Here is a 16,580-nt window from a genome sequence, read left to right on the forward strand (position 1 = left end):
GCGAGTCGGGCCGGACCGAAACGCCGGTGCACCTCACCCGAGGCCTCTAGGCTGGCCCTCGTGATCCGGATCGTGCCGTCGGACGAGGTGCCGTGGGAGGACGTCGAGGCGATCTTCGACGGATCCGAGCCCGGCAAGTGCCACTGCCAGCGCTACAAGGTCAAGGGCTGGATGTGGCGCGACTCGACGCTGGACGAACGGGTCGCCGCGCACACCGAACAGTCCGCGCGCGGCAGCGGCCTGGTGGCCTACGTGGACGACCAGCCCGCCGGATGGGTCGCGGTCGAACCCCGGTGCGACTACGCGAAGCTCCTCGACATGCCCATCCCGTGGAAGGGGCGAGCCGAGGACAAGGACGACGACGGCGTGTGGGCCGTGACGTGTTTCGTGGTGCGCAAGGGTTTCCGGCGGCAGGGCCTCACCTACGAGCTGGCGGCGGCCACCGTCGGCCACGCGCGTGCGCACGGTGCCCGCGCGGTCGAGGCGTACCCGATGATCGCCGCGCCCGGCCAGAACGTCACCTGGGGTGAGATGCACGTCGGGGCGCGGCAGGTGTTCGAGGAGGCCGGGTTCACGCAGGTCACCCATCCCACCAAACGACGCTTCGTGATGCGGGTGGACTTCTGATGCGGGCGGACACCTCGTACGGGCGACGCCTGGTGCGGGCCGACACCTCGTGCGGGCGGACAGCTGGTGCGGGCCGATACCTGACGCCAGCCGACGCCCGAAGCCAACCGACACCCAAGCGAGCCGACACCTGAAGCGAGCCAACACCTGATGGACTTCGACGAGATCGTCATCGACACCGACCGCGGCTCCGTCCCGGCCCTGACCGCGGGCGACGGCCCGATCGTCGTGTGCTGGCACGGTTTTCCCGACCACCCGGCGTCGTTCGGCCCCCTCGCCGAACGCCTGGTCGCCGCGGGCCGTCGCGTGGTCGCGCCGTTCCTGCGCGGGCACCACCCGTCGACCGTGGACGAGATGCCGTTCGGCGACGGGCTCACGCTGGCCGCCGATGCCGCCGCGGTGAACGCCGCGCTGTCCGAAGAGCCGTTGGACGTGATCGGGCACGACATCGGTGCCGGGGTGGCCGGGCGGCTCGCGGCGGTGTGGCCGGAGCGGGTTCGTCGGGTCGTCACGATGTCCGTGCCGCCGCCGGCCGCGTTGGGCACGATCTTCGACGATCCCGCGCAGCAGCAACGGTTCTTCTACCTGTTCCTGTTCCAGGTGCCCGGTGTCGCCGAAGACTTGTTCAACGACGAGCTGATCGGTTACCTGTGGCGCACGTGGTCGCCGGGGCTCGAGGTGCCGGAGCACGTGAGGGAGCTGTACGCGGATCCCGGGGTGCGGGCCAGTGCGCTGAAGTTGTACCGGGCGAACTTCGACCGGTCGCTGCACGACCCGTCGCTGGCGGAGCTCGCGAAGGTCTCGGAGAAGCCCGCGTCGATCCCGATGCTGGTGCTCGCGGGTGCCGAGGACGGGTGCATCACGCCAGACAACTACGACAGCGCCGCCACGGGTCTCGCCCCGGGGTCGAGGGTCGAGATCGTGGCGGGCGCCGGGCACTTCCTGCAGCTAGACCGCCCCGACGAGGTCGCGGCGCTCGCGCTTGACTGGCTGCGCTGACTTGCGAATCCGGCCCCACGGCTTGAACACCGACAGGACGTAGGCGAACAGCAGCAGCGTCGGCGCGACCACGACCGGGTGCAGCAGATCAGACGGGATGACCGCGCTCGGGTCGCCCGCCAGCATGCGCTCCCCGATCCGTGCCGCCTCGGCCACGCCCGGCCGCAGCGCGAACGCGATCAGCAGCGACATGCCGACGTTCATGAAGAGCTTGACGGCGACCCACCAGTACTTCACCAGTCCGTACTTGCTGCCGACGCCGAGCACCACGCCCGAGATCATGCAGACGAGGCTCGCGCCGAACATGGGCCAGATCGCGAACAGGTCGACCGCCTGGATCGCGATCCCCGCGGTGGTGACGTCCTCAGTGGACAGTGCGACCACGACGAGGATGCCCAGTGCGAGGTCGATGCCGAGCCACGCCGCCGCCGACAGGACGTGCACGAGCAGCACGGCCTTGCGGGCGCGGCCGCTGAGCTTGCGGGTGGTAGTCATCGCGGTGCACTCCTTCTCTCGTGGTGTCGCGTCTTACTCTCGCGACCACGAGGGCGTGCATCATCCGCTCACGTTCTGATCTCGCGTACGTCAGTTTGCGTACGCCTCACCCGCCCGGCGTGACGATCCCTCGCTCGTACGCGAACACCACCGCGTGCGTGCGGTCCCGCAGCCCCAGCTTGGCCAGCACCCGTGACACGTGCGTCTTCACCGTCGTCTCCCCCAGGTACAACGACGCCGCGATCTCCGCGTTCGACGCGCCCTTTGCGAGCTCCACCAGCACCTCGAACTCGCGGTCGGTCAGCTCCGGCGGCCTGGTGCGCTCACGGGCACCGGTGCTGAACCGCGCGATCACCCGCCGCGTCACCTCGGGCGACAGCAACGCGTCGCCGCGCGCCACGACCCGCACGGACTCGACCAGGTCCTCCGGCGACGCGTTCTTCAGCAGGAACCCGCTCGCGCCCGCCTGCAACGCCTCGAACAGGTAGTCCTCGCGGTCGAACGTCGTCAGGATGACCACCCGAGTGCCGTCACCGGCGGCGAGGATGCGCCGGGTGGCTTCGAGGCCGTCCATGCGCGGCATCTGCACGTCCATCAGCACGACGTCGGGCCGCAGCCGCGCCACCAGTTCCACCGCGTCGGCGCCGTCACCCGCTTCGCCGACCACCTCGATGCCCGGCTCCGTGCCGAGGATGACCCGGAAGCCGGCGCGGACCAGGTCTTGGTCGTCGGCCAGCACGACTCGCAAACTCACGCCTTCTCCTCCGTAGGCAGTGATGCACGGACCAGATACCCCGCATCACGCCGTGGTCCTGCTTCCAGCGAACCGCCATGCACGGCCAGACGTTCGCGCATCCCGACCAGTCCGAAACCTGCGTCGGTGGACGATGACGGTCCACGGCCGTCGTCGGTGATCTCCAGTTCGAGCGCGCTGTCCAGGAAACGCATCCGTACGTCCACGTGTTGCGCGTCTGCGTGTTTGACCACGTTCGTCAGTGCCTCCTGCACGACTCGATACGCGGACAACGCGACACCGGACGGCACCTCTCTCGGGGAGCCGTACACGCCGTGCGAGACCTCCAGGCCCGCAGCGCGCGCGTTCTCGAAGAGTTCCGGCAGATCGTCGAGACCGGGCGCCGCCCGCAGTTCCTCCTGGGCGTCCGCGCGCAGCACGCCGAGGAGGCCGCGCAGTTCGTTGATCGCGGTCCGCGCGGTCTGCTCCACGGTCTGCAACGCGTCGCGCGCCATCGCGGGATCGGAGTCCAGGACCCGGCGCGCGGCACCGGCCTGGATGCCCATCACGGACACGTGGTGCGCCACCACGTCGTGCAGGTCGCGGGCGATGCGCAGGCGTTCGGCCGCGATGGCACCGGCGGTGTTGCGCTCCTGCGACCGCCGCAGCTCCTCTGCCTGGAACTCGAGCTGCGCCCGGCGCCGGGCGCCCGACCACGCCATCTCCCCCACCACGTAGGCGAAGAGGAAGAAGAAGATGTTGAACTCCAGTCCGTAGAGGACGGAGGCGAGCACGGGGTCGAGCGGCCCGGCGGCGTTCTCGAAGTTGCCCTTGGGACCGAGCAGCGCCCGCACGAGGCTGAAACCCAGCCACAGGAACATCGCGACGATGACGCCGATGCGGGACCAGCGGGCGACGAGGCGGTTCTGCTCCCACGCGCCGACCGTGAAGATCGCGAGGAAGAGGATCGCCGACGGCACCAGCGTGTCGCCGGCCTTGTTCACCTGCGCGGCGATGAACAACGCGGACACCACGAGCATGACGGCCAGCGGGTAGCGGCGCCGCACGACCAGAGGCACGGACAACGCGAGCACCCACGCCAGTTGCGCGAGCAGACCGGGCGGGTCCTTGAAGACGTAGGCGCCCATGCTGTTGACCAGGGTGGTGACCTCGACCGCGCACAGCAGCACGATCACCGCGATGCCGATGTCGCGCCGCCGTTGCGCGGGCGTCGGGCCTGGCCGCCGCCATTCGTTCCACACGGGCTCTTCCACTCCGGTCACGCTACCCGGAGCACCTTTTCCATCGGTAACCGAAGCTGTTCACCCCGCGGGGTGTTTCCGGCCACAAAATTGGACTGGCCGCGACCAGTTACCCAATACTCGCGCTACCCGCGAGTAACCTCCCCTGCGACAAGGCGTGGAATGTCCATTCGTCACTTATTCTTGTCCACCGCCCTGCTGGCCGGCGCGCTCACCGCATGCGGCTCGGATGACCAGTTGACGGAACCTGTTCGCACAGGTCCTGGCGTGACTGCTGAATCGATCTCGCTCGGCGTGTTGACAGACATGACTGGCCCGTTCAAAGGAACCACGGTTTTTCGCATCCGCGGCTACGAGCTCTATCTGGACGATGTCAACAAACGCGGCGGAGTGTGCGGCCGCCGGGTCGAGCTGAAACAGAAGGACCACGCCTACGACGTCCAGAAGGCCCTCGACGGCTATTTCGAGCTCGAACCCCAGGTGCTGGGTTTCATCGACGTGGTCGGTCAGCCGATGACCGCGGCCATCGAGCCCGACCTGATGCAGACCCGCGCGCTGACCGTGCCGGTGTCGTGGGCGGCCTCCCTGCTCGGCAACCCGCACATGATGATCGTCGGTACCACCTACGACCTCGACATCATCAACGGGCTCGACTTCTACAAGCGCAAGGGCGCCCTGGCGGCCGGTGACACCATCGGTCACGTCCACCTGCGCGGCAGCTTCGGCGACAACGCCCTGGAGGGCAGCCGGTTCGCCGCGGAGAACTGGGGCCTGAAGATCTCCGAGCAGGCGGTCACCGAGACGACGGCGAACCTCCTCGACCAGATCACCGCACTGAAGGCCGCCAACGCCAAGGTCCTGGTCCTGAGCCTGACTCCGCCGCAGACCGCCGCCGCGGTGGGCATCGCCGCCCAGCTCGGCTGGACCGTGCCGATCCTGTCCAGCGCCGTCAGCTACGACCCGGCGATCATGCAGTCCCCGGTCGCCCCGGTGTTCGCGAAGCAGGTCCTGCTCACCTCGCCGGTCGCGCCGTGGAGCGCGGACGCGCAGGGCGTCCGCGAGCTGCGCGACAGCTACCACCAGCGCTTTCCCGGCGAGGAAGGCACGCTGAACACCGTGCACGGCTACACCGTCGCGATGGCGTTCGTGGCCGTGCTGGAGAAGGCGTGCGCCAAGAAGGACCTGAGCCGCGACGGCGTGCTGCGCGCGTTCCACGACACCAACTCGCTCAACACCAAGAGCCTCACCGGCGAGCTGCGGTTCTCGTTGGTGGGCAGGCCGTCCGCGACCCAGTCGTACATGAGCCGGCCGGACGCGAACGTGCCCGGCACGCTGAAGGTCGAGGAGAACCTCAGGGAGTCGGAACTGGTGAAGCTCAAGGGAACCCGCGCGCGTTGACCTACGGTTGACCGATGGGCCTCGATCTCACGGTGCTCGGGTGCGCGACCCCGTACCCGAGCACGGACAACCCCTGTTCCGGCTATCTCGTGTCGCACGGCGACACTCGCTTGTGGATGGACGCGGGCACCGGCACGCTGGGCCCGCTCCAGCGCCACACCCGGCTGGAGGACCTCGACGCGATCTGGATCTCGCACCTGCACGCGGACCACAGCGCCGACCTGCTCACCGCCTACTACGCCCTGCTCTTCGCGGACGTCGAGCGCGACCGGATCCCGTTGTACGGCCCGCCCGGCATCGCCGACCGCCTCGCGGCGTTCCTCACCAACGGCCCGCGACGCAGCCCTGTCGAGGACGCGTTCGAGATCACCGAGCTGCACCACGGTCACGAAACGGCGGTCGGCTCCCTGCGGCTGACGACGGCGGCCGTCGAGCACGGCATCCCCGCGTTCGGGGTGCGGATCGAGGCCGCGGGCGCGTCGCTGACCTACTCCGGCGACACCGCGCCGTGCCGGAACCTCACGGAGCTGGCGAGCGGCACCGACGTGCTGCTGTGCGAGTCGGAGAGTGCCGTGAAGACGTCCGACACGGCTCATCACACGCCGGAGGACGCGGGCGAGACCGCGACGGCGGCCGGCGCGGGACGGTTGATCATCACGCACGTGGGCCGCTTCCTGACCCCGCAGGAAGCGGTCACCCGTGCCTCGGCCCGTTACCCGGGGCCGATCGAGCACGCCGCGCCGGGCGTCACGTTCAGCGTTGGTTGATGCGGACCAGGTTGCCGGCCGGGTCGCGGAACGAGCAGTCCCGCACTCCCCACGGCTGGTCCTCCGGCTCCTGCAGCACCTCGCCGACGCCTTCCTTCTCCACCCACGCCTTCGCACGGTCGAACGTGCCCTGGAGGTCGTCCGAGGCGAGAGAAAGGGCCGTGTAGACGCCCTTCGCCATGAGGACTGCGATCGTGCGGCGTTCCTCGTCGCTCACGCCGGGGTCGGCGGCGGGCGGGTGCAGCACGATTCCGGTCTCGGGCTGGGCGGGCGGGCCGACGGTGATCCAGCGCATCTTGCCCTGGCCCACGTCCTGGCGGACCTCGAAGCCGAGCGCGTCGCGGAAGAAGCCGAGGGACTTCTCGGGGTCGTCTGCCGGCAGGAACGCCGAGGCGATGATGACTGACATGGCGATCAACCTAATCGGACGGACCCGCCGCCGCTTCTTTATTCCTGATCGGACGCATCACGGCTTTGGCGAGGCAGTTCGGGATGCCCTGGCCGTCCTCGGAGGCGACTTTGCGGTACTGGCTCGGTGACATGCCGACGAGCTCGGAGAACCGCGTGCTGAACGTGCCGAGCGACGTGCAGCCGACCTCGAAGCAGACCTCGGTGACGGACAGGTCGCCGCGGCGCAGCAACGTCATCGCGCGCTCGATGCGCCGGGTCATGAGGTAGCTGTACGGCGACTCGCCGAACGCCGCGCGGAACGCCCTCGACAGGTGTCCGGCGGACAGGTGGACGCCGCGCGCCAGTGCCGCGACGTCGAGAGGCTCGCGGTACTCGCGGTCGATCCTGTCGCGGACCTTGCGGAGCAGCACGAGCTCCTGCAGGCGCGGGTCTGGGGCGGTCACGTCGAACAGCCTAAGACCCGCGCCTGACAATTCGCTGGCTAACAGGCGCCTTGGTCGCGCCAGACGCCCCACTCACCGGTGGTGCCGGGTTCCTCACCCTTCGTCCACCACTGGGCGCGCCACTTGCGGCCCTTGTGCGACACCTCGTTGCCGCCAGTGTAGACCTGCTCGCGGTCCCACGCGGGCAGCGAACAGGCCGGGTTCGACGTGGTGGTGGTCGTCGTCGTGGTGGTCGTGGACGTCGGCGTGCTGCCACCGCCGATCTTCGGATAGTCCGCGCTGATGGCGTACGACTGGCCGCCGAACGTGAACACGAAGTTCGACGGCGTCGAGATCGGCAGCTGGTAGCTGACCGTCATCTCGATCGACGCGCCCGGTGCGAGCGACTGCCACGACGGCAGCGTGAGCTCCGCCTTCTGGAAGTCACCCTTCAGGCCGCCTGCGTTGGAGCCGCTGTGGCCCTTCGCCACGACCTTGAGCCCGAAGCCGGACTGGTCGGCCATGCTGCCCGGCGCGCTGGTGCCGTAGTCGAACGCGATCTTCGTGCCGCCGGGGATCGTGACGGTCGACCGGTTCGTGAACTTGATCTTCGGCGTGATCGGGTAGTTGTTGTCCCCCAGCGCGAAGCCGTACACGTCCACGTCGACCGCGAGCGACTGCGACTGCTGGGACGACGCCTTCGAGGCACCGTAGGGCGCGGCGCCGTTCAGACCGGTGTTGATGGTCGACAGCAGCGTGTCGCCGATGAAGTACTCCTTCTTGACGGAGTCGTAGTTGTAGTCGCCGGCGAGCTCCCAGATCATGATGCCGCCAAGACCCTTGTCGCGCACGTACTTGGCCTTCTCCGCGATCGACTGCTCGGTCTCCGTGGAGAGGAACACCTTCTTGTCGTTGTTCCACAGCCACGGCGACTTCAGCGTCGCGTCGTAGTACGGCGTGTAGGTTCCGGTCAGGCGGTCCGCCGGGTCGTTGACCGGGTCCAGGCCGTACTGCGAGGAGTACGAACCGGTGACCTTGGCTTCGAGGTTCTTGATGTGCCACAACGGGTTCACCCCGGACGGAACCTCGGCGCCACCCGCCGTGACGTCGTGCCAGAGGTTGTCGATGCCGGTCGCGCCGTTGCCGCACGGCGTGGTCGAGCCGACCGACGAACCGGTGCCGGGCGGGCACTTCGACTGGTCCGGCAGCGCGGCCCTGCCCCACAACCCGTTGGTGCCACCGGTGACGCCCTGCCAGCCGCGCGAGTAGAACGGCACGCCGATGTTGATGCGTCCGGCCTGCATGGCGCCGCGGTAGTAGTGGTACGCCCAGTCGGTGTTGAGGTAGCCCATTCCTTCGTACTGCGGCGCCGTGTACACGCCACCGGCGGAGAGCTCGCCGTCCTTGCCGTCGTCGTAGAGCGCGGCGTTCGGCCCGACGAAGTGGTTCCACGAACCGTGCAGGTCGTAGCTCATGACGTTGAGGTAGTCGAGGTACTTCACGACCTGGTAGGACTCCTGGCCGCGCAGCAGCCAGCCGGACGCGGGCACGGCGGCGGTGAGCAGGTAGTGCTTGCCGTCGGCGGCACCGGCGCGGTCGAGCTTCTCCCGCAACGTCTTCATGATGGCCTGGTACCCGGCCCACAACGTGCCGCGGTTGGCGTTGGAGATCCAGAAGTCGTCCGGGTTGCCCGCGTGGTTGTTCGACGTGGCGTACTCGTAGTCGATGTCGGCGCCGTTGAACCCGTACTGGCGCAGGAAACCCACCACGCTGTCCGCGAACGTGTCGATCGCCGCCTGCGACTGCCCCAGCTTGTAGAAGCCACCCGACGCGTTGCGCGTGCCGTCGGCGTTGAAGAAGCCACCGGTCTCCGCCCAGCCGCCGATGGAGATCAGCGTCTTGACGTTCGGGTACTGCTTCTTGAACTTGGTGAGCTGGTTGAAGTGCCCCTTGTAGGGCAACGACGGGTCCATCTCGGCACCGGCGACACCCGGCCACTCCATGCCGATCGACGAGTTGCCGGCGTCCTGAGCACCGACCGAGATCTTGTTCTGCGCGTCGATGTGCGCGAACGCGTAGTTGAGGTGCGTGACCTTCGACCAGGGGATGTCCTTGGCGAGGTACCCCGGCTGACCGTTCTTGCCGGTCCTCCAGCTGGTGAAGTAGCCGATGACGCGGCGGGACTTGTCCGAGCCCAGGTTCTCGCGGCCGGCGGTGTCGTAGACGGTGCAGTAGGGCACGTCGACGCCCGTCGTCTTGTAGAGCCCGTCCGGCCGGCAGTCCTCGTGGGCGGCGGCCGCGGTGGGCGCGTTGGTCACGGCTATCAGGGTCCCGGCTAGCAGGGCTAGCGCCGGGACCACTCTGGTGAGCAGTCGCAAGGGAAGGACCTCCTGGCTAGGGCGGCGGCCACTGCCCCGAACGGTAAAATGGTCCAGACCTTTACGTCAACGGGTCGATCACTGACAACGTTTGCGGCAGCTCAACGCGATCACTGACATCGGATGTCAGTGATACGGCTTAGCGTCCCTCCCATGAGTGCAAACGACTTCGACTTCTTCCACGGCCGCTGGCACGTCACGAACCGCAAGATCGCCGACATTCCCGGACGCGGCACGGAGTGGGTCGAGTTCGACGCGGAGTCCGACTGCCGGCCGGTTCTGGGTGGCGCGGCGAACGTCGACACGCTGCACGCGCCCGGCTGGGAGGGCATGACGCTGCGCCAGTACGACCCCGAACGGCAGGTCTGGCGCATCTGGTGGGCCTCCACCCGCGCGCCCGGCCACCTCGACCCGCCGGTGGAAGGCCGGTTCGAGGGCGACCACGGCGTGTTCTTCGGCGACGACGTGGTCGGCGGGCAGGCGGTGAAGGTGCGGTTCGACTGGACCGCGGGTGCCGAACCGGTCTGGCAGCAGCAGTTCTCCTACGACGACGGTGCCACCTGGGAGACGAACTGGATCATGCGGTTCAGCCCGGCCGCGTGACCTGGGAACCAATGTTTCGCCAAGGTCTGCCCCGCAAGCTCGTCTCACCCGACCGAAAGGGGGAGACATGCTGGGGAAGAAGGCAGCGGCCGCGACGGGGATCGCGGTGGTCGCGCTCGTGCTGGGTGTGGGTGTGGCAGCGGCGGCGAGTGACGACGGCAAGGAGCAGAACGGCACGCGGGTGACCTCGGAACAGCCCGAGGCCACGAAACCGCCGACGCTCGTCGCACCGGCGGGCAAGGACCAGTAGGCGGAAGAGCCGGGGCGGACAGCCCCGGCTCTTCTCGTGTCACCCGCTAGCCCCGTCTTTCGCACATGGCGATGAGTGAGATGGTCCCCGGAATCGGGGATTTATTGATCATGGTGGTTGAGTCGGGTCGACGGCAAGAAGGTCGAGCAGTCTGGCCTGGACAGGGCCGGGTTGCGGGATGGTCGCGGGTTGCCCGTTGGTGGCCGGGATCAGCCGTAACCCGGCCAGGGCCTGGAAGATGAGCGTGCCGGTGGGCTTGGCTTTCTGGCCGGGATACAGCCCGGTCATGGCGGTGTCCGGGGCGAGGGCTCGGCGCACGGAACGCTCGACGAGGCAGAAGATCAGCAATGCCAGGCAGATCACGGTGATCAGGGCCTCGATGCGCCGGTTGGTCTTGAGGAACATCGGCGCGACCGCGAGCGGGCCCTTGAACGCGCTGTAGCGGCGTTCCACCACTTCCTGGCCTTTGTAGCGGATCAACACTTCTGCGGCGTCGATGGTGGCGGGCAGGTTGGTGAGCAGGGCGTACCAGCCGTCGGTAGCGGCCTCCGCGTCCACGGTGGCCTGGTCGAACCACCAGGTCAGGGCGGGTTTGCCGGTGGCCGGGTCGGTGCCGGTCTCGCTGCGCAGGTAGGCCTTGACCCGGCGGTCGCGGGCGATGGCGGTGACCCGGTCGGTCACGGCCTGCTCAGTCGGGTAGTGCCGCGATCCCAGGCCGCGGGTCAGCCGTTCCAGGTCATCGCGGGCGCGGTCGAGCTTCTTGGTCCGCGCCGTGACGGCCGCTGCGGCTCGCGCGCTGGAGTGCACGAACACCCGCCGCAACCGCAGCGCGGGATCGGTCTTCTTCTTGCCGGGCACGACGAGTTCGTCTTCGAGCACCCGCCAGGCGCCAGTGCGATCGGCGGGCTTGCCCGCGTCACGTTCCGCGGTGTAGTCCACGGTGGCGGCCGCGTCGATGTCGAGCCCGGCCAGCTCGGCAGTGCTGACGTAGAGCTTGGACGCCGGGGCGATGAACTCCACCCCAGCCGCGATCATCGCGTGCAGATTGCCGTAGGAGACGAGTTTGGAGTCACCGACGAGCAGGAAACTCCTCGGCCCGGCAACGTCTTTCAACGCGGTCATCGCACCCACGACCTGGGCCACCTCGCCGGCGTTGCCGTCGTAGGCGCGGTGCCAGAGCGGGATCCCGCCATCGGCGGTCGCCGCCAGCCCGGCCTGGATCTGCTTCAGATCCGGGCGGCGGTCCTTCGGATGACCGAACTTCGGGGTCGCGAACTGGTCATCAGCCTGCTCGTAGGCACCGAACAGCGAGATCGAGGTCATGTCCCAGTGCAGCCGGGACACATCCACCCCGAACGCGGCGATCGCTTGCGCCCCAACCGATCCGACGATCCTGTCGAGTTCCGGCGCGATCGCGTCCAAGGCGCGGGCGATCCGGTCATCGCCCAGCGCGGCCGGGTCGATGCCGAGTGTCTCCCCGACCGCCCAGGCCCGCGCCCAGTCCTGGACCCGGTACAACGGCGATGGTGAGGTCAGCCGGTTCGCCACCAGCGCCTCGATCACCTGCCCGTGCGTCAGGATCGCCACATCCTCGCGGATCGGGCAGGCCCGGTCGACGATCCCCGCGAGGTCCAGCCGGTGGCAGTACTCGGCCACCACCGGCAACGCACCCAGCACCTTCTCCACACTCGGCCCGCCATAGGCCATCGGCTGCCGAGACCGTCGTTCCCGCATCCCGCCACGATAAGATGATCAAGGCGAATCGCTGTAGCGGCCCCAACCGACCTCATGTGCGAAAGACGGGGCTAGCCGATCTGCGTCAGCGCCAGCCCACCTGCCATCAGCACCACACACGCCAGGCCGTGCACGACCGGGTTGCGGACCAGCAGCGCCACGAACTCCCGCAGGAACGCGCTGGGCACGAAGTACCAGGCCGTCGGCGCGCCGATGACCTGCAACCGCAGACCCTGCTTGCGGGAGAGCACGGCGGTGCGGAACACGTGGTAGTTGTTCGTGACGGCGACGACCCGGCCGGTGAGGCCGCGATCGGCGAGCAACTTCTTGCTGTAGCGGAGGTTCTCCTCCGTGGTGGTCGCCTGGTCCTCCAGCACCACGTCCTCGGCGGGCACGCCGCGCTCGAACAGGTACTCGCTCATCGCGAACGCCTCCGACACGTGCTCGTCGGAGCCCTTCCCGCCCGTCACGACGATCACCGGCGAGCGGCCCGCTTCCTGTTCGCGCCGGTACAGCCGCAACGCGCGCTCGAGCCGGTTCGCGAGCAGCGGCGGCACGCGGGAGCCGAGCAGGCCGGCGCCGAGCACCACGATGCCGTCGAACCCGCTGCGGCGCCCGGTGCGGCCGTAGATCACCGAGTACAGCAGCAGGCTCACGAACAGGAACGCGATGTAGGCCGACACCAGGAAAAGGCCGATCGCGCTGCCGCGGACCCAGTCGTTGGACTGGCTGATGCCCCACCCGAAGTAGGCCATCTCACCCAGCAGCGCGAGACCGGCGAGCAGCGAGAGCAGGTTGCCGAGTGAACGGCCCTCGCGGCGGACCATCACCAGGCCGTTGGCCAGCAACGCGAGCGGGAGCAGCAGCAGGCCCAGCACGGCCAGCATGAACGCGAGCACCAGCGGCAGGCTGAGCACCGGGTTGTCCCGCCCGGCCTCCGCCAGGAGCAGCAACAGCATCACCAGCGCGATGCCCAGCCAGACCGCGTTGCTCAGCCTGCGGCGGTCGCGCAGCATCCCGTACACGAAGAAGACGGCAGGGATCAGGAAGAGCAGGGCGGCCGGCACCGGCCAAGGGTAATACCGATGATCATTCGGTGCTGTTGGATTCCGGGGCGGGCTGCGCTGCGGGTTTCGGCCGCGGCCTCAACCGCACCGCACCCGCGGTGAGGTCGAGCGGACCGGTCTCCTCGTAGTCCTCGCCGGTGCCGGAGTCCGTCGCCTCGGTGCGGAGCTTGCGCCCCGGGAACAACTCGCCCAACTGACCCATGCCTTCGACCCTACCCTCAGAACAGGGCGATGAGCAGCACGATCACGGCGATCGCGACGACGATCGGGATCAGCGCGCCGGTGGGCGGCCTGCGGTAGTGGCTGCGGACCGTGGTCGTGCGGAAGAAGCTGAACGGCGCGCTGCGGCGGTGCCGGCGAACCCAGGGCATCTCGTCCTCCTCACAGTGACTTCCTAGATCGGGGATACCCCGGTCCCGAGGCGGTCGAGTACTCCAGCCAGACCAACCTCCGCCACCTCCCGGTCGCCGATGTCGTTGCCGTACAGCACCTCGTGCCACGGCCCGAGCCGGTGCCAGATCAACGCACGTCTGCGCAGCTCACGGTCCACGCCGTAGGTGTCCGCGAACGCCTCGGCGAACTCGGGCGGCGTGCCGTGCAGCGCCCACGCCAGGTCGACCGCCGCGTCCCCGACGTGCAGGTCACCGAAGTCGATCACGCCGGTCAGCACGCCGTCACGGCCCAGCACGTGCTCGGGACCGAGGTCGCCGTGCACGAGCGTGTCCACGGGCAGCCCGTCGAGCTCGGCCAGGAACTCCTCGCCGCCGGGCACCCGCACCTCGGCGCGGAACCGTTCCACCGGCAACGGCCTGGGCCCGACGCCGCTCCGCACCGCCTCCGCCACGGGCGCCGCGTGCAGCGCGAACAGGAACTCGCCGAGCTGCCTGCCCTGCTCCGCGTTCAACGCCGTCAGTTCCTCGCCGGGCACCAGTTCGTGCCGCACCACCACCGGATTGCGCGACACCACCACCGGCACCGGGACGGGCAGCGGCAGCAGAGGAGCGAGCCACGGCATCACCACGGACTCGCGTTCGAGCTGCGGCCCGATCTCGGGACGGCGCGGCCGCCGTTCCACCCAGCGTTCGTCGACCAGCACGGCCGTGCTGTCCCAGCCCTCACCGAGGTACGTCACGCGCCCAGTGTTACCAGGGGTCAGAATCTCGGGGTGGCCGCCACCGTCTCCTCCAAGCTGCTGTCGCTGCTCGGCACGTTCGACAGCCGGCACCGCCGCCAGACGCTCAGCGGCATCGCGCGGCGCAGCGGGCTGCCGATCAGCACCGTGCACCGGTTGCTGGCCGAACTGGCCGAGTGGGGTGCGGTGCGGCGGCTCGACTCCGGGGAGTACGTGATCGGGCGGCGGATCTGGCGGCTCGGCCTGCTCGCGTCCGGGGAGGTGGACCTGAGCCGGGTCGCGGAACCGTTCCTGCACGACCTGCACGCCGCGACACGGGCCGTGGTGCACCTGGCCGTGCGGGAGGGAACGGAGGTCCTGTACCTCGACCGGGTGTCCGGGCACGCGTCGGTGCCGATCGTGAGCTCGACCGGCAGCCGGTTGCCGCTGCACTCGACCGGTGTCGGCAAGGTGCTGCTCGCGCACGCGCCCGCGGAGGTGCAGGAGGAGGTCCTCCAGCACAAGCTGACCCGCCTGACCCCGTACACGGTCACCGAGCCGGGACGGATGCGCGCGCAGCTGCACCGGATCCGGCGTGACGGGTACGCGCAGACGTTCGAGGAGATGACGCTCGGGGCGTGCAGCGTGGCGGTGCCGGTCGAGGTGGACGGGCACGTCGTCGCGGCGCTCGGCATCGTGGTGCCGGACCTGCGCAACGTGCGGGCCAGGTTGGTGGCGGCGTTGCAGGTCGCGGCGAAGGGCATCGGGCGGACGCTGCAGCCGGGTTTCCACCCACCGGAAGAAGGTCTTGGATGACGTACCTCACAAGCGGTTGAATCTTCAACCGTGGCAAGCGAAAAGCGTGAGCTCATCATTGGCGGCGAAAGCGTTCCCGCGCTGGACGGCCGCACCACCGACGACCTCAACCCCTACACGGGTGAGGTGTACGCCGTCGTCGCCGCGGCAGGGACCGCCGACGTCGCGCGTGCCGTCGACGCGGCGGAGGAGGCGTTCGCGGAGTGGTCCGCGACGCCGCCGTCGGCCCGGCGGCGAATTCTGCTGAAAGCCGCCGACGTGCTGGAGTCCCGCACGCCGGAGGCCATCGCGCTGATGGCCCAGGAGGTCGGCGGTGTCGCCGGGTGGGCCGGTTTCAACGTGATGCTGGCGGCCGGCATGCTGCGCGAGGCGGCCGCGGCGGTCACCCAGCCGGTCGGCGAGGTGCTGACCACGGAGACGCCGGGGCAGCTGTCGCTCGCGGTGCGGGAGCCGCTCGGCGTGGTGGCGGCGTTCTCGCCGTGGAACGCGCCGATCATCCTCAGCACGCGCGCCGTCGCCGCCCCGCTCGCCGCCGGCAACACCGTGGTGATGAAGCCCAGCGAGGACGCGCCGATCGCGGCCGGGCTGTTCATCGCCGACGTGCTGCACGAGGCCGGGTTGCCGGCGGGCGTGCTCAACGTCGTGACGAACGCACCGTCCGACGCCGCGGAGATCGCGGAGGCGCTGATCGCCGACCCGCGGGTGCGGGCGGTGAACTTCACCGGGTCGACCGAGGTCGGCCGGATCGTCGGAACCCTTGCCGCACAACACCTCAAGCCCGCGGTCCTGGAGCTCGGCGGCAAGAACTCGTTGCTGGTGCTCGACGACGCGGACCTCGACCACGCGGTCGAGGCGGCGACGTTCAGCGCGTTCTTCAACGCCGGTCAGATCTGCATGTCGGCCGACCGGATCCTGGTGCACGAGTCGGTGGCGGAGGAGTTCACGGCGAAGTTCGCCGCCAAGGTCGCCTCGCTCCCCCACGGCGACCCGGCCGACCCCGGCACGGTGATCGGTCCCGTGATCACGCCGCGCTCCGCCGAACGCGTGGCCGCGCTGGTCTCCGAGGCGGTCGAGGCGGGTGCTCGCGTGCGGGCCGGTGGTGACGGCGTCCCGCACGTGCTGGACGGCGTGACGCCGCGGATGCGCATCTTCACCGAGGAGATCTTCGGCCCGGCCGTCGTCGTGACTGCGGTCGCGGACGACGACGAGGCCGTCGCCATCGCCAACGACACCGAGCACGGCCTGACAGCGGGCATCCTCACCGAGGACGCACGGCGCGGCCTGGCCCTCGCCCGGCGGATCCGCACCGGCATCGTGCACGTCGGCAACCAGACCGTGGACGACGCGCCGCAGGTGCCGTTCGGCGGGGTCAAGGCCAGCGGGTACGGCAGGTTCGGTGGCCGGTGGGGCATCGAGTCCTTCTCGGCGACCCGGTGGGTCACCGTGGCCGGTGGGCACGGCCACTTCCCGATCTAGCGACGTTCCGGGCCGCGCCACCGGCGAGGCC

Annotated in this window: 19 protein-coding genes; 8 read left to right on the top strand and 11 right to left on the bottom strand. The window is 69.3% G+C overall.

The features are described from left to right. The first annotated feature begins 60 nt into the window (after nucleotides 1-60). The gene (locus AOM45_RS15980; protein WP_030470590.1) at nucleotides 61-627 is read left to right on the top strand and encodes a GNAT family N-acetyltransferase; all 567 of its coding nucleotides are present in this window, start codon (nucleotides 61-63) and stop codon (nucleotides 625-627) included. A gap of 150 nt (nucleotides 628-777) precedes the next feature. Continuing rightward, nucleotides 778-1,626, top strand: coding sequence for an alpha/beta fold hydrolase (locus tag AOM45_RS15985; RefSeq protein ID WP_051784206.1), 849 nt, complete (start codon nucleotides 778-780; stop codon nucleotides 1,624-1,626). Here AOM45_RS15985 and AOM45_RS15990 read toward each other — a convergent pair. The 3 genes from AOM45_RS15990 to AOM45_RS16000 form a co-directional block, all read right to left on the bottom strand. Continuing rightward, complete coding sequence (locus AOM45_RS15990; protein ID WP_035912047.1) at nucleotides 1,576-2,121, bottom strand: hypothetical protein; 546 nt, start codon at nucleotides 2,119-2,121, stop codon at nucleotides 1,576-1,578. The two genes, AOM45_RS15985 and AOM45_RS15990, sit on opposite strands and share 51 nt — an antisense overlap. Nucleotides 2,122-2,227: 106 nt before the next feature. Beyond that, nucleotides 2,228-2,875 carry a response regulator gene (locus AOM45_RS15995; protein ID WP_174517909.1) on the bottom strand — a complete coding sequence of 216 codons (648 nt, stop codon included), beginning with the start codon at nucleotides 2,873-2,875 and terminating at the stop codon, nucleotides 2,228-2,230. Next, complete coding sequence (locus AOM45_RS16000; RefSeq protein WP_030470586.1) at nucleotides 2,872-4,137, bottom strand: sensor histidine kinase; 1,266 nt, start codon at nucleotides 4,135-4,137, stop codon at nucleotides 2,872-2,874. Before AOM45_RS16000 ends, AOM45_RS15995 begins: the two co-directional genes overlap by 4 nt. Before the next feature lie 246 nt (nucleotides 4,138-4,383). Between AOM45_RS16000 and AOM45_RS16005 the strand changes: the two genes are divergently transcribed. Both AOM45_RS16005 and AOM45_RS16010 read left to right on the top strand, forming a co-directional pair. Beyond that, nucleotides 4,384-5,514 carry an ABC transporter substrate-binding protein gene (locus tag AOM45_RS16005; protein ID WP_236703648.1) on the top strand — a complete coding sequence of 377 codons (1,131 nt, stop codon included), beginning with the start codon at nucleotides 4,384-4,386 and terminating at the stop codon, nucleotides 5,512-5,514. Between the two features lie 14 nt (nucleotides 5,515-5,528). Next, a complete protein-coding gene (locus tag AOM45_RS16010; RefSeq protein WP_030470584.1) occupies nucleotides 5,529-6,281 on the top strand; it encodes an MBL fold metallo-hydrolase in 753 nt (250 codons plus the stop codon). Here AOM45_RS16010 and AOM45_RS16015 read toward each other — a convergent pair. The 3 genes from AOM45_RS16015 to AOM45_RS16025 are packed head-to-tail and all read right to left on the bottom strand — an operon-like array spanning nucleotide 6,268 to nucleotide 9,432. Beyond that, complete coding sequence (locus AOM45_RS16015; RefSeq protein WP_030470583.1) at nucleotides 6,268-6,690, bottom strand: VOC family protein; 423 nt, start codon at nucleotides 6,688-6,690, stop codon at nucleotides 6,268-6,270. The genes AOM45_RS16010 and AOM45_RS16015 overlap by 14 nt on opposite strands. A 10-nt stretch (nucleotides 6,691-6,700) precedes the next feature. Next, complete coding sequence (locus tag AOM45_RS16020; protein ID WP_201779982.1) at nucleotides 6,701-7,135, bottom strand: helix-turn-helix transcriptional regulator; 435 nt, start codon at nucleotides 7,133-7,135, stop codon at nucleotides 6,701-6,703. 38 nt (nucleotides 7,136-7,173) lie between these two features. Next, nucleotides 7,174-9,432 carry a glycosyl hydrolase family 18 protein gene (locus tag AOM45_RS16025; protein ID WP_236703668.1) on the bottom strand — a complete coding sequence of 753 codons (2,259 nt, stop codon included), beginning with the start codon at nucleotides 9,430-9,432 and terminating at the stop codon, nucleotides 7,174-7,176. A gap of 213 nt (nucleotides 9,433-9,645) precedes the next feature. On the opposite strand from AOM45_RS16025, the gene AOM45_RS16030 reads away from it, so the two are divergent. Continuing rightward, nucleotides 9,646-10,095: a hypothetical protein gene (locus AOM45_RS16030; RefSeq protein WP_030470580.1), complete on the top strand. Its 450-nt coding sequence runs from the start codon at nucleotides 9,646-9,648 to the stop codon at nucleotides 10,093-10,095. Nucleotides 10,096-10,162: 67 nt separating this feature from the next. Next, the gene (locus AOM45_RS16035) at nucleotides 10,163-10,345 is read left to right on the top strand and encodes a hypothetical protein (protein WP_030470579.1); all 183 of its coding nucleotides are present in this window, start codon (nucleotides 10,163-10,165) and stop codon (nucleotides 10,343-10,345) included. A 108-nt stretch (nucleotides 10,346-10,453) separates the two neighbouring features. On the opposite strand, the gene AOM45_RS16040 is transcribed toward AOM45_RS16035, so the two are convergent. The 5 genes from AOM45_RS16040 to AOM45_RS16055 all read right to left on the bottom strand — a co-directional run bounded on the left by AOM45_RS16040 (nucleotide 10,454) and on the right by AOM45_RS16055 (nucleotide 14,278). Next, nucleotides 10,454-12,079, bottom strand: a complete 1,626-nt coding sequence (locus AOM45_RS16040; protein ID WP_236703677.1) for an IS1634 family transposase — start codon at nucleotides 12,077-12,079, stop codon at nucleotides 10,454-10,456. A 71-nt stretch (nucleotides 12,080-12,150) separates the two neighbouring features. Beyond that, nucleotides 12,151-13,146 (bottom strand): YdcF family protein, encoded by a 996-nt coding sequence (locus AOM45_RS16045; protein WP_156094137.1) that lies wholly within the window; start codon nucleotides 13,144-13,146, stop codon nucleotides 12,151-12,153. A gap of 22 nt (nucleotides 13,147-13,168) precedes the next feature. Next, nucleotides 13,169-13,348 (bottom strand): hypothetical protein, encoded by a 180-nt coding sequence (locus AOM45_RS16050; RefSeq protein ID WP_035912041.1) that lies wholly within the window; start codon nucleotides 13,346-13,348, stop codon nucleotides 13,169-13,171. A 16-nt stretch (nucleotides 13,349-13,364) separates the two neighbouring features. After that, nucleotides 13,365-13,517, bottom strand: coding sequence for a hypothetical protein (locus tag AOM45_RS51780; RefSeq protein ID WP_169774277.1), 153 nt, complete (start codon nucleotides 13,515-13,517; stop codon nucleotides 13,365-13,367). Between the two features lie 23 nt (nucleotides 13,518-13,540). Next, complete coding sequence (locus AOM45_RS16055) at nucleotides 13,541-14,278, bottom strand: phosphotransferase (protein ID WP_035912039.1); 738 nt, start codon at nucleotides 14,276-14,278, stop codon at nucleotides 13,541-13,543. A 33-nt stretch (nucleotides 14,279-14,311) separates the two neighbouring features. On the opposite strand from AOM45_RS16055, the gene AOM45_RS16060 reads away from it, so the two are divergent. Further along, nucleotides 14,312-15,073, top strand: coding sequence for an IclR family transcriptional regulator (locus tag AOM45_RS16060; RefSeq protein WP_030470575.1), 762 nt, complete (start codon nucleotides 14,312-14,314; stop codon nucleotides 15,071-15,073). 30 nt (nucleotides 15,074-15,103) lie between these two features. Further along, nucleotides 15,104-16,549: an aldehyde dehydrogenase family protein gene (locus AOM45_RS16065; RefSeq protein WP_030470574.1), complete on the top strand. Its 1,446-nt coding sequence runs from the start codon at nucleotides 15,104-15,106 to the stop codon at nucleotides 16,547-16,549. The last annotated feature ends 31 nt before the right edge of the window (nucleotides 16,550-16,580 follow it).

It is taken from the genome of Lentzea aerocolonigenes, assembly GCF_000974445.1.
GTDB lineage: Bacteria > Actinomycetota > Actinomycetes > Mycobacteriales > Pseudonocardiaceae > Lentzea > Lentzea aerocolonigenes.